12 protein-coding genes are annotated in these 12,610 nt (G+C 29.8%); 9 read left to right on the forward strand and 3 right to left on the reverse strand.

Going from position 1 to position 12,610, the window contains the following annotated elements:
* A partial coding sequence (locus tag ACIQ2I_RS04680) for a PorP/SprF family type IX secretion system membrane protein (protein WP_396181273.1) occupies positions 1 to 693 on the forward strand: 693 nt, incomplete at its 5' end.
* Between the two features lie 97 nt (positions 694 to 790).
* Here ACIQ2I_RS04680 and ACIQ2I_RS04685 read toward each other — a convergent pair.
* Positions 791 to 1,123 (reverse strand): DUF6150 family protein, encoded by a 333-nt coding sequence (locus ACIQ2I_RS04685; RefSeq protein WP_396181274.1) that lies wholly within the window; start codon positions 1,121 to 1,123, stop codon positions 791 to 793.
* Positions 1,124 to 1,549: 426 nt separating this feature from the next.
* Here ACIQ2I_RS04685 and ACIQ2I_RS04690 point away from each other — a divergent pair, with 426 nt between their 5' ends.
* Complete coding sequence (locus ACIQ2I_RS04690) at positions 1,550 to 2,737, forward strand: T9SS type A sorting domain-containing protein (protein ID WP_396181275.1); 1,188 nt, start codon at positions 1,550 to 1,552, stop codon at positions 2,735 to 2,737.
* A gap of 59 nt (positions 2,738 to 2,796) precedes the next feature.
* On the opposite strand, the gene ACIQ2I_RS04695 is transcribed toward ACIQ2I_RS04690, so the two are convergent.
* Positions 2,797 to 4,056: a Y-family DNA polymerase gene (locus ACIQ2I_RS04695; RefSeq protein WP_396181276.1), complete on the reverse strand. Its 1,260-nt coding sequence runs from the start codon at positions 4,054 to 4,056 to the stop codon at positions 2,797 to 2,799.
* Positions 4,057 to 4,098: 42 nt separating this feature from the next.
* Complete coding sequence (locus tag ACIQ2I_RS04700; protein WP_396181277.1) at positions 4,099 to 4,548, reverse strand: LexA family protein; 450 nt, start codon at positions 4,546 to 4,548, stop codon at positions 4,099 to 4,101.
* 270 nt (positions 4,549 to 4,818) lie between these two features.
* Between ACIQ2I_RS04700 and ACIQ2I_RS04705 the strand changes: the two genes are divergently transcribed.
* From ACIQ2I_RS04705 to ACIQ2I_RS04735, 7 genes are all read left to right on the forward strand, one after another.
* On the forward strand, positions 4,819 to 5,469 hold the full coding sequence (locus ACIQ2I_RS04705) for a matrixin family metalloprotease (RefSeq protein WP_396181278.1): 651 nt from the start codon (positions 4,819 to 4,821) through the stop codon (positions 5,467 to 5,469).
* A 24-nt stretch (positions 5,470 to 5,493) separates the two neighbouring features.
* Positions 5,494 to 6,342: a DUF805 domain-containing protein gene (locus ACIQ2I_RS04710; RefSeq protein ID WP_396181279.1), complete on the forward strand. Its 849-nt coding sequence runs from the start codon at positions 5,494 to 5,496 to the stop codon at positions 6,340 to 6,342.
* A 436-nt stretch (positions 6,343 to 6,778) separates the two neighbouring features.
* Positions 6,779 to 8,011, forward strand: coding sequence for a phage integrase SAM-like domain-containing protein (locus ACIQ2I_RS04715; RefSeq protein ID WP_396181280.1), 1,233 nt, complete (start codon positions 6,779 to 6,781; stop codon positions 8,009 to 8,011).
* A 36-nt stretch (positions 8,012 to 8,047) separates the two neighbouring features.
* Positions 8,048 to 9,406 carry a hypothetical protein gene (locus ACIQ2I_RS04720; protein ID WP_396181281.1) on the forward strand — a complete coding sequence of 453 codons (1,359 nt, stop codon included), beginning with the start codon at positions 8,048 to 8,050 and terminating at the stop codon, positions 9,404 to 9,406.
* 104 nt (positions 9,407 to 9,510) lie between these two features.
* Complete coding sequence (locus tag ACIQ2I_RS04725) at positions 9,511 to 9,798, forward strand: helix-turn-helix domain-containing protein (protein ID WP_396181282.1); 288 nt, start codon at positions 9,511 to 9,513, stop codon at positions 9,796 to 9,798.
* A gap of 3 nt (positions 9,799 to 9,801) precedes the next feature.
* The gene (locus tag ACIQ2I_RS04730) at positions 9,802 to 10,077 is read left to right on the forward strand and encodes a helix-turn-helix domain-containing protein (protein ID WP_396181283.1); all 276 of its coding nucleotides are present in this window, start codon (positions 9,802 to 9,804) and stop codon (positions 10,075 to 10,077) included.
* 2 nt (positions 10,078 to 10,079) lie between these two features.
* Positions 10,080 to 12,341: a DUF3987 domain-containing protein gene (locus ACIQ2I_RS04735; RefSeq protein ID WP_396181284.1), complete on the forward strand. Its 2,262-nt coding sequence runs from the start codon at positions 10,080 to 10,082 to the stop codon at positions 12,339 to 12,341.
* Positions 12,342 to 12,610: the final 269 nt, after the last annotated feature.

Below are 12,610 nucleotides of genomic sequence, written 5' to 3' on the forward strand. Positions count from 1 at the left end.
CGAGTAGATATCAATTACGACTGGCGACTAAGATTAGGTATAGAAGGTGGATACGGAAGAAAAGATTTTAATTTTGGAAGCTTACTATTAGAAGACCAAATTAACATAAATACAGGTGCAATTTCAGGAAGCAGTATCGACCCAGGTTATTTAAAAAACAAAAACAATATTAATTTTGTAGATTTTTCTGCAGGTGTTTTAGTTGATCAAGAAAATGCCTGGTTTGGAGCCACCTTAAAGCACTTGGGCAGACCCGACATATCCTTTACTGAAAATGGTAATGTACCTTTAGATTTGTATTTCAACCTACATGGTGGGTATTTTTTTGAATTAAACAATACCCCTTTTATGATTTTACCACAAGATTCTAATCTGTTATTTTCATTCAATTATATGAGACAATCGCAATACAACAGATTAGACCTCAGCACTTCGTTAGAAATGAACACCTTTGCTATTGGCGTAATTACATCCACAAACCCGGAAGGAAAAAGTCCAAACAGTCATGTTTTAACTTCCTTAAATCCATTTGTGACCATGCGAGCAGGTGAATTCAAATTGGGATATTCCTATGACTTAAATACTTCAAGAATGGGGAATGGACAAGGTATACATGAATTATCTTTAACTTGGCAATCAAGCTATACCTGTCGAGATTGTGATAATTATAAAATGAAATTAAAAAGAATTTAAACCCAATCCCGTCATCCTGAGCTTGCCGAAGGACCAACTCGTAAATCCAAAATCGTAAATCGTAAATCGTAAATCGTAAATCGTAAATCGTAAATCTCTAATACATCAAATACTTCTTTTCATTATTTCTCCAACCCGCTTGGTTTTCATACTCCACAAAAAAGATTTTCAAATCCGCTTGATTTTCGTAATCCACAAAATATATTTTCTTTTTCGCTTGGTTTTCATATTTAGAAAAAAACCACTTGCCATTATTCTCACCTACTTGGTTTTCATACTTCACCTTAAAGACTTTTAAATCCGCTTGATTTTCATATTTCACCACAAAGACTTTAATTTCTGCTTGGTTACTATATTGCGTACTAAACACTTTTTGAGCATTTGCAAAGCTACTTATGCATAAAAATGCAAGAATTAAAATATATTTCATATCAATTAGTTTTAATCAAATATACAAAAAACATCAAACAATGTCAAATTCCTTCATCCTGAGCTTTTCAAAGGGCAAAAACAATAATATTAATTTGAATATTATTTTCCATTATGCGGCAATTTTGAAATTTATTAAGGAGACAAAAGTTTGCAATTCACGTACTAAATATTATAAAAACAATTCGAAAAAACTAGGAAAAAACAAGATTATTACGCGAAATACAAAAGGTTTACGAAGTGAAATAAAAACAACCAATAGTCAATACAAAACGTTTTAAGTCATTAATAATGAACACCTAACAAGCTTAAACAATTGTTATATTTTCAAATTAATACACTAAAATTAATATAAATTCAAATCAATAATCTATTTTTGTAAACTTAAAATAAAGCTATACAGTACTTTAAATAAAGAGACGCAATTATGAAAAAAATAGTAATATTAATTTTAGGACTGGCATTTCAAATTGTAGGTGCTCAAAATATCAATTTTCAAGATATTAATTTTAAAAATGCCTTATTAGATTTACCGATTGATTATAATTCAAATGGTACAATTTTTCCAATGATCGATGCCAATAATGACGATGAAATTACACAAGCCGAAGCCCTATTAGTTCAAAAATTAAATTTATCTTATGTTGAACTTAACGACCTTACGGGAATTCAATATTTCACAAATCTTAAAAGTTTTGAATCGTTATTTTTTAACGGAACCAGTTTTACATATCCAACATTAATTAATCTTGAAAACTTAACATTATCAAACGCAATAACCGGACAAAGTAATTTAGTAAACCTAAATCTTTCTAGTAATGTTAATTTAAAAACCGTGTCGTGTTTTACAAATGCTACTACTTTAAATGTAAGTAATTTAGCAGAGTTAACCAATCTTACACTATCAGGTAATTTCACATCTTTGAATTTAAATGACGCTATAGATTTGTTAATTTTAAATATTTCCGCACCACTATCTTCACTTAATTTAAGTAATAATACAAAATTAATTAATATTGGTCTTTCGGGCACAACTTTTTCAAATTTAAACCTAAGCACTTGTTTAAATCTTGAAATTATTGAAATTTCAAATGGCGAAATGCAATCCTTAAATTTAGGTAATATAAAACATGTAAGATATTTGTTTGTTCCAAATAACAAATTAACTTCATTAAACGCAAATAATTTATTTAATTTAGATATCGTGAATTGTCAAAACAATCTATTAACTAATTTGTTTTTAGAAAACGGAACCATTGAACAAGAAGTTGACTTCACTGGGAATCCTAATTTGGCTTCCGTATGTTGCGATGCAAACGAAATAGTTTACATACAAAATGATTGCAATGTACTTGGCTACAATACAAACGTTGGAAGCTGTGCTCCTGTTGCACGACAAATTTCAATGTTTCCTAACCCTGTAAAAAATCTTTTACATCTTAGTGCAGGAGAAAACATTGAAAAAGTAGAATTTTTCTCAAGTAATGGATTATTAATTATGACCTCAACACAAGCAAATAATCCAATTGATATGGAAAATATTCCTGCTGGAATGTATTTTATAAAAGTATATGTTGCAAATGATGTAACAGAAATGAAATTTATTAAGTCGTAATTTTTTATTCCAATCAACCGCTTTACCAAGTAAAGCAATACATCAAACAACTCAACAACTCAACAACAAACCACAACAACCTCATCTACACGTGTGGTATAGCTTTTCGACAACTTCTCCTGTTTCATTTTCCATTGTCTGCCTAGCGATTGATTTCCAAATTTAATTTTATTCTTCCCGTAGCATTTGTTTAGCTTATCTACAACCGACATCAGCGGCTGGTGTTTTGGATTTGAAGTATTAAAAAGAGACAACTGCGTTTGGTCATTTGGTGTTAATCCCATAACAATCACCCCAGCTTTTTTATAATGATACCCTTCTTTGAATAGAGCTTTCAATCCAATTTGCGCATAATGATTCAACTCAATAGTTGAGTTCGTTGGAAAATCGGTATTGATAACTATGCTTCTTGAATATTGGGGTTGGTCTTTTCTAAAATAGTTGGTCTGTACAAACACCATAATCATAGTACAATGACTATTTTGTCGTCTTAATTTTTCTGAGCAAGAAGCGGTAAATGTGGAAACCCTTTCTGATATAGTTTCTAATTTAATTAAAGATTTTTCAAAAGACCGAGTCGTGGCAATCATTTTTTTGCTTTTTGCAGTTTCCAAATCCAAGGTTGGTTTGCCTTCCAATTCGTGCTTTAACCTCAGCCCTACTACAGCCATTTGTTTTCTCACCCACTCATCAGACAATTGCGTGAATTGGTACGCGTTAAAAACCTGCGCCGCTTGCAAGCGTTTCGCGTGTTTCCTACCAATGCCCCAAACCTCTTCAATTTTAGTCCATTTAAGGGCTTTTATGCGTTTTTCCTCAGTGTCTATCACATAAACACTTTTGGTGCGTTCAGGAAACTTCTTGGCTATTTTATTGGCCACTTTAGCCAAAGCTTTAGTAGGTGCAAATCCCACACTAATAGGAATTCCTGTATTTTTAGTAACCGTCTTCTGAATGGTCTTGCCGTAATCCTCCAGGTTGAATAAATCAAATCCGTTAAACTTCAAAAACGCCTCATCAATACTATACACTTCAATATCAGGACTAAAAGTCGTCAGTATATTCATCACGCGGCTACTCATATCGCCATACAACGCATAGTTTGAAGAATAAACAAAAACATTATGCGTTTCAAACAACTTTTTAAATTCAAACGCTGGAGCCCCCATTGGAATGCCTATTGCTTTAGCTTCATTAGAACGCGCAATCACACAACCATCATTATTAGAAAGAATCACTACTGGCTTTCCAATTAAATGTGGCTCAAATACTCTCTGACAAGAGGCGTAAAAATTATTGCAATCTACTAAGGCAAACATTTTGATTTACGATTTGGGAATTACGAATTACGAATTAATCAATTAAAAAGATTTAATACTATGCACCACAATTCCCCATATCATCAATTCATATTCTTCGGTGACTTTTATAGGTTTATAGTCTTCATTTTCGGCGAGTAGCCAAACGATATCTTTTTCAATTTTGATGCGTTTTACGGTAAATTCACCATCAATTTGACAAATGGCTATTTTACCATCCTCAGGAGATAAACTTTTATCAATCACCAACAAATCGCCATCAAAAATACCAGCATCTTTCATAGAATGTCCTTTTACTTTTGCAAAGAACGTACTGTCTTTATGTTTAATTAGATGCTTGTTTAAATCGATGGTCAGTTCAATAAAATCATCCGCTGGAGAAGGAAAACCAGCACTGATACCCACATCAACATAAGGAATGTCTAATGCTGTTGCATAATCTGGTGCGTAAAACTCAAATAGCGTGGTAGTATGTAAACTTCTTAACTTCATAATACTACAAAATTAAGCAAGTATTCTTTCAGAAAATAACATTTGCAAAAAAAGTTATGAGCAAAAAATATAAACCACAAACCTAAACCAAAAACCCTAGATAGTTATAAACACGTTCACCTATTTATTTATCTATAATTGTCTTTATTAAACCTCTGTTTAACCCTTTAAAAACGATTGTTATTACAACCTCTACACAAACAAAAACTCAAAAAAACTTGTATAATACAACTATTTTGTTTAATTCTGTACCGAAATAAAATTTCTACTATGTTGTATACTAATAAAATTATAAAACAATCATATTTAATTCTGTGTTGTGTTTGTTTTTTTTCTTGTCAAAATAATCAGCAGGTATCAAATAATGAGCCAGAAAAAGACAAAACTTTTTTTGAGAATAATTTAAAACAAAAAACAATTTATATTCAAGCCTTAGGGAATGTAAATCAAGAATATGTTAATTATATAAAAAAGTCAGTTGAAAATTTCTACGGTTATAATTGTGTTGTTAAATCAAAACTAAATTTAACTAACGATATTTTAACAGGAAGCAAAAGAAGATACGAAGCAGGAAAAATTTTAAAAAAATACAATTCTAAAGAAAATATCTTGTTGTTAACTGAAAAAGATATAGCACATAGAAAAAGTAATGAATTTCCAGAATGGGGCATATTTGGATTGGGATACAGACCAGGAACAACTTGTGTGATTTCGACGTTTAGATTAAAAAAGAACATTTCAAAAGCAACTTTTTTAGAAAGACTTAAAAAAGTTGCTTTACATGAGATTGGACACAATCTAGGATTAGAACATTGTACTAATGATAAAAATTGTATGATGACAAGTGCAAGTGGGACTATAAAACAAGTAGATAGTGAAAAAATATGGTTTTGTAAAAAATGTTGGAACGCTTTAAAATAAATAAACAAATTAATTAAAAAAACTATGGATAATAGAATTATTATAGGTTTAGTGTCAGGAATAACAATTGCGACAATATCATATATTTGGAGTTCAAATAAGTTTAATAAACTTACTAAAATTCTATTAACAATTTTTCCAATTTTGCCACTTCAATGGTTAGTTATAATAATAATCTTACTCTTAAAAAACTTTAACATGTTTAATTCTCCAGATAAAAACAAACCTTTGACTTCAAGCAATTCTATCAATTATTTAAGGGACCTGAAAAATAAAGGATTAATTTCAGAACTTGAATACAACCAGAAGATCGAAAAACTACAAGCTGAGAATATAGATTTAAAAATTAAACAGACAAACGAATATAAAAAACTTTTGGAATTGTTAAAATCAGGTATTTTAACTGAAGTAGAATTTAATACTAAAATAAGAATTTTGTATGGTATATATAATCTACAAAATAGTCCTAAGCCAAATACAATCGAAAATCCAACCATAGTAGATAGCGCTACAGAATCTAAAAATAAAAGTCTATCTAGTTTAGACAAACTAATAAACTTATTTAGTTTTGAAGGAAGAATTACACCAAAAATGTTTTTTATTAGAATCTTTTTATGGTTATTGTTTTTCATTTTTGTATTAGGTAGTATAAATACATTTTTACTATTACAACTTGAAAATCGGGCAATATCTACAACTTTTTCTAGTCTAATATTTATACTTCACTTTTGGTTTTGGTTTGCACAAGGAGCTAAAAGATGTCACGATATAGGAAAAAGTGGCTGGTGGCAACTTATTCCATTTTATATTTTATGGATGCTATTTAAAAAGGGCGACTATTTTAATAATAAATATGGTAGTACAGTAAATTAACATACTAGCTATTCGTAATAAGGAAAGTTTTTTAAAAAAAAGCCATTAAAAATTGTCTTTCGTTGATAAAGAAGGACTATTCCATGATCCTAGAGTGGGGTTCATACAACGAAAACCTAAACCAAAATAAATTTTGATTGTTTTTTTTGTTTCTTCCTCATGGTCAAAAGTAAACTTTTGGAGTGGGAAGAAATAAAAAAACCCGAAACTTGCGTTTCAGGTTTTGTTGCGGAGAAAGAGGGACTACAACTTTCCAAATTCCCAAAAATTAAATATTTCTATTTATATACAAAAAGTCAATAAAATCAATACTTTACAAAGGTTTTTAAGATAAAAGGTGTTGGATGGTATTGGATAAATTAGGATAATTTTTGACAAATGTGGACTAAATGTGGACTAGATTTTGTATCTTTATGGAACATAAAAAGGCAAAAATATGGCATCAATTTATCTACTCCTTCAGAGCAAAAAAAGTCCTGCGGTTATTTACATTCGTTTACGTGATGGCAGAACACTTGACATCAAAGCTAAAACAAATTATCATATTGACCCAATTAATTGGGATGATGCAGAACAGCGACCAACAAAGAAAGCTTTAAAAGATATTCATATTGCAAACCTGGATACAGATTTAGCAGCATTAAAAAATGACCTATTAAAAGAGTACAACCGAAGCAAAGGAGTTAAGGTTGTGGATGCTCAATGGTTAAAAGATTTTGTAAACCCACCACAGGAACAAGAAAAGCATCCAGATAAATTAGTTGATTATATTGATACATTCATTGAGTTTAAAAAAGCCGATGTAAAAAACAGCACCATTACAAAGTGTAATGTTATCAAGCATTTATTAATGCGTTACCAAGAACAAACAAAATCAGTTTTATTCATTCGTGATATTGATGCAAAATTCAAAATGGATTTTGAAAAATACTGCATTAGTGTTGGATATGCTCCAAACACCACAGCAAGAAACATTCGTTTTATAAAAACATTTTGCCGACATGCAAAAGCAAACGGAGTAGAAACACATTATCAGCTTGATAGTATCAAAGCAAAATATTATAAAGTAGACAACATCTATTTAGATGAAAAGGAAATTACAGCAATTGAGAAAATTGAAAGCAAGAAATTAACTGAGGGTTTAGAAAATGCACGTGATTGGTTATTGATAAGCTGCTATTGTGGTCAAAGGGTTTCCGATTTCTTACGTTTTGATAAATCTATGATTAGATACGAAAAGAATAAAGCAGGTGAATTAAAGCCATTAATTGAGTTTACACAGGTTAAAACAGAAAAGATAATGACAATACCATTGCATAAGAAAATCATTGAAATAATGAAGAAATACGATGGTAATTTCCCTAGAAGGATTTCAGACCAAAAATATAATGAACACATCAAAAAAGTATGTGAAGCAGCTGAAATAAACCAACCTACACACGGAACGTTATTTGACCATAAGATAAAAGAAAAAGTTACAAAAGATTATCCAAAACATTTGATGGTTTCTTCTCATATTGGAAGACGAAGCTTTGCAACCAATAATTATGGTAAAATTCCAACCTCATTTTTAATGTACATAACAGGACATACAACAGAAGCAATGTTTTTAACTTATATAGGAAAGAGTAACAAGGATATTGCAATGGAGTTAACAAATTACTTTTAAAATTATTTTTTATAAATTCACACTTTATTTTTTAATATGGTTCCAGACATCAACAGAAAAATTTCCTTTACACTCAAAGAGTATAAAGAGGACTATAATATTTTACTACAGGAATATTTATCTAAGCATGAAGACTTTGAAGAAAAGCAATTTATTGCTTTAGAAATTGACTTCTATAATCTTTGTTATAGCAATGCCAATTTAGTTAAAACATACTATGATGGTAAACATATATATGCTGTTAATGGTGGGCATTGTGAAATGTTTATTCCTAAAATATATGATAGTTTAGTAACATTTAAAGATGAGAATGATGGTTGGGATATTGAATTGAGTTTAAAATATAAAGCAACTTTTGAAAAAATTATCGATTTTCTAAATGATAAAAAAAACGGACCCGGAAATAAAAATATTGTTGAAAAACAAGAAGTTAAAACTTTAGTTGAAAACTCGAACACCTTCAACCCTAATTTAACAAATGATCCATTATTTTTTGAAAGTAATGATTACGTTAAAATTAAAAATGACTTTATTGAAGAATATCAGTCAAGAACTTCACACCTTTCAGGTGATGAAGATTTTTTGTTTTTTGAAGCTGACGAAGAATTTACAGATTGGGAAGAAACCAAAAAGGAAGAAATAAAAAGTGAATTTGTAAAGTTAACAAAGCAATTAAATAAAGATAATGTATTCTTTTTTGGTTGCTCATTTGAAAATTACAAAAACAATTATGGTAAAAGGTTAAATCTATTTCTTGATAATTACGATGATACTTCCGAAACTGATTTTATACATAGTGAAAAAACCTTTTTAGAAAATTTATTATCTGATTTTGAAATCGGTACAGGTGATATTTACGAATTTTCAAAGTCTGGCGTAGAAATTTATAAAAAAGCTAATTATGTTGTTTCAATGATAAGTTATGAGCAGTATTGTTATTCTAACAATAAAAAAATTAGTTTTCTAAATGAAAAATTATTGGATAATAATAATGATATAAAAGAAGAAGCAGCTCTAATAGTTCAGACAGAATTACCAATTATATCGGACAACTTAAACGATAGTTTTATAAATGATATAATTATTGAAAAATTAGAAGATGTTTTGACAGGTGTTAATACTATTCAATATGGTTTATTAGTTGATATGCTTAATAAATATTTTCTTAATGATAGAGTTACTTTCTCAACAAATAAAGTTAACCTAGGCAGATTAAACAAAAAGAAAGTAGGTTGGGCTTTAAAAGAAATCTACACAAGCATAACAAATGAGAGTTTAACTTATGAATATTTAGAGTTTATAAAAGAAAACGTATTGCTTTTTAAAGATGTTGAATTAAAAAAAGATGATTTTTTTTATTGTAATTTATATAAATATTTCACTACAAAGGTCTGATTTTCAGTAATACACCTTTCCCACCAAAAACACTTTTTAGTGTTCACTTTTTCCCACTTTTCCCACTTTGAATGTTTGTCGAATAATTTTAAAAAATATTCGATATGCAAAACAATGCAATTTTACTTCAAAACCTAACTGTTGAACAACTACAACAGCTAATAGGTACATCCGTTAGAAACGGAATTATTGAACTTCAAAAGGAGCTTCAATCAAAAGACAATTCAGAAGAATTAATGACCAGAGATGAAACCTGCCAATTTCTTAAAATTGATAGCAGCACTTTATGGGCATGGACAAACAATGGTAAAGTCAAAGCGTATGGGATAGGCGCACGACGTTACTACAAAAAAAGCGAAATAATGGAATGTTTAACCCAATTAAAAAAGTAAGCTATGAATAATTTTTATGACGATGCCGAAAAAATCTTAAAAAGGTTAGACGAACAAGTAGCTTTAATAGTTGCTCAGATGAAAATCGGAAGCAAATTAGATCCCGAAGATATATTTTTTGATAATCAAGAATTTATGCAATTAATGAACATCAGTAAAAGAACAGCACAGGAGTGGAGAAACAAAAAAATCATTCTTTGTTCACAAGTAGGAAACAAAATTTACTACAGACTTTCAGATATTCAAAAGCTTTTAAACGATAACTATAATTCTAAGTAACAATGGAACAGATAGCAAATAGCAAATTGATGGTTAGTGTTTATCAAGAGTTCAAATACAACTTAGGCGAGAGAAATCTTTTAGAAGTATTAGAAGAAATCAAATCCGATAAATACCAAAGTGAAATAAATTCAATCCGATATGCTCTGCATAAAGGCGATGAAAAATTAGCCGATGAAATCAAAAGCGGTTTAATAGGTTTTACAAGTTCTGGAACGTTTGGTAATAACAGAACAAAAGCAAATATAGTTTCGTATTCTCAAATTTTAGGTTTAGACTTTGATGATATTCCTGTAGAAGAAATTAATAATCTTGTTTCGCTTATAAATGGCTGTGAATACACTTTCGCATCATTTATCAGTCCAAGTGGCGAAGGATTAAAAGTATTCATTAAAATCAATTCAAATGCAGAACAACACACATCAGCATACAATCAAGTGGCTAATTTTTATAAAGAGTTATCAGGTTATGATTTTGATGCAAAATGTAAAGACATTACCCGATTGTGCTTTGTTTCTTGTGATGCAGATTTGTTTATAAATGAAGAAGCGAAAACCTTTGAAGTTAAAGATGAAGTCAAGCCATTAAAATCAGAATTACAAAAAGAAATTAAACACAACCTTACAACCGATGAATTATTAGACAAATGCTTAAAATTTACCGAGCAAAAGGAACAATATTATAATGGCAATAGAAACAACTTTATTTTCCTATTTACCTGCAATGCTAATAAGTTTGGTATTTATGAAGAAGATACATTAAGCTACTGCATTAATAATTTTGATCTAGAAGAAAGAGAAATAAAAGCTACATTAAACAGCACATACAAAAACCAAAGTGCAGACTTTGCAAAGTATGCAAACTTTGCAAACATGCAAAGTTCAAAAACAGATAGTGTTATAAAAACAGAAAGTAGTTTTGATGATTATGAAGATTGTCTAAAGTCAACACCAATAATTCCGCAATCGGTTTACGATAATTTACCACCTATTTTGTTTGAAAGCTGTCAAGTGTTTATGCAGGAAAGAGAAAGAGATGTTTATCTAACAGGTGCATTAGCTATTCTTTCAGGTTGTTTGCCTAATGTGTCAGGTTTGTATAGCGGTAGTATTGTTTATCCAAGTTTGTTTTCTTTCATCTTAGCTCCAGCAGCTTCAGGGAAAGGCGCTTTGAAATTTGCCAAAGCATTAGCAGATAAATACCACGATAAAACATTAGCACTTTCATTAGATGATAAAAAAAATTATGACGAAAAATTATCAGCTTATAAAATGCTAAAAGGAAAAGGAAAACTAGAACCAGGTGCAGAAATGCCAATGCCACCAAAATTCAAAGTAGTTTACATTCCTGCAAACACAAGTAATGCAAAAATAATTCAGCATTTAGATTGGAACGAGGGAAAAGGAATTATTTGCGAAACCGAAGCAGATACGTTAGGACAAACATTTAAAAACGAATGGGGAGCTTATTCCGATATGTTGAGAAAATCATTTCATCACGAAAAAATATCAAAAAGTATTAAAACCGATGGTGAATATATTGAAGTAAACAATCCTCAATTATCTGTTGCATTATCAGGAACACCAAAACAAGTATTTAATATCATTGCATCAGCAGAAGATGGTTTATTCAGTCGATTTATATTCTATGTTTTTAAAACAGATGCAGTATGGTTAGACCCATCACCTAAAGGAAATCCTGTAAACTTAACAGACTATTTTACTAAACAATCTAAGGATGTATTAAAGCTAGTTGAGTTTTACGAAAGAGACGAAATGATTTTACATTTAACTGATGAACAATGGGAAAGATTTAACCCTATTTTCAGCTCTTTTTTAGAACAAATAAACACATTTGTTAGTGAAGATGCTTTAAGTATAGTTAAGCGATTAGGGTTGATATTATATCGTTTTTGCATGATTTTCACAGCCATTAGAAAGTTTGTAACAAATGATCATCACAAAGAAGTATATTGTTTGGATATTGATTTCGAAACAGCATTAACATTAACAAAAACCTATATTCAACACAGTATTATAATGTTTACTAATCTACCAAAGCAAGGAGAACAAGGACCATTCAAATCAGGTGAAAATAAGAAGAAGTTTTTTGATGCATTACCTAATAAATTTCAGAGAAAAGAAGCAATTGAAATCGGTAAAAAGTTTGATGTTGGAGAGCGTTCGGTGGGCAACTTTCTAAAATCATGCTTAGGTAATTACTTACAACAGCCTGAATATGGGGTTTATACAAAGATTATATAAATGAAAACAAAAACGGGAAAAATCAAGTTTAATTTTACTATTTTTGGTGATTAATGCATTTGCAAAAAAAACAGCTAATTCAATCTCTGTAATAACATACAACAAGTTTTACTACTAGTAGAATTTTAAAATGAAAATATAAATAATGCAAAAAGTAGTTGATATAATTGAGGACAAAATACTAGACAAGTATCCAGATATACTTGATATACTTTTGTGCGACCAAACAACAAAAAAAAATATATTTTGGGCTACTGATAATTATGAAA

It is taken from the genome of Flavobacterium sp., from assembly GCF_044368995.1.
Taxonomy (GTDB): domain Bacteria; phylum Bacteroidota; class Bacteroidia; order Flavobacteriales; family Flavobacteriaceae; genus Flavobacterium.

Bases quoted from the DNA above. Each gene is read 5' to 3' on its own strand.
- ACIQ2I_RS04690 (WP_396181275.1), top strand. From the start codon at position 1,550: ATGAAAAAAATAGTAATATTAATTTTAGGACTGGCATTTCAAATTGTA.
- ACIQ2I_RS04710 (WP_396181279.1), top strand. From the start codon at position 5,494: ATGGATAATAGAATTATTATAGGTTTAGTGTCAGGAATAACAATTGCG.
- ACIQ2I_RS04715 (WP_396181280.1), top strand. From the start codon at position 6,779: ATGGCATCAATTTATCTACTCCTTCAGAGCAAAAAAAGTCCTGCGGTT.
- ACIQ2I_RS04705 (WP_396181278.1), top strand. From the start codon at position 4,819: ATGTTGTATACTAATAAAATTATAAAACAATCATATTTAATTCTGTGT.
- ACIQ2I_RS04685 (WP_396181274.1), bottom strand. From the start codon at position 1,123: ATGAAATATATTTTAATTCTTGCATTTTTATGCATAAGTAGCTTTGCA.
- ACIQ2I_RS04720 (WP_396181281.1), top strand. From the start codon at position 8,048: ATGGTTCCAGACATCAACAGAAAAATTTCCTTTACACTCAAAGAGTAT.
- ACIQ2I_RS04700 (WP_396181277.1), bottom strand. From the start codon at position 4,548: ATGAAGTTAAGAAGTTTACATACTACCACGCTATTTGAGTTTTACGCA.
- ACIQ2I_RS04695 (WP_396181276.1), bottom strand. From the start codon at position 4,056: ATGTTTGCCTTAGTAGATTGCAATAATTTTTACGCCTCTTGTCAGAGA.
- ACIQ2I_RS04725 (WP_396181282.1), top strand. From the start codon at position 9,511: ATGCAAAACAATGCAATTTTACTTCAAAACCTAACTGTTGAACAACTA.
- ACIQ2I_RS04730 (WP_396181283.1), top strand. From the start codon at position 9,802: ATGAATAATTTTTATGACGATGCCGAAAAAATCTTAAAAAGGTTAGAC.
- ACIQ2I_RS04735 (WP_396181284.1), top strand. From the start codon at position 10,080: ATGGAACAGATAGCAAATAGCAAATTGATGGTTAGTGTTTATCAAGAG.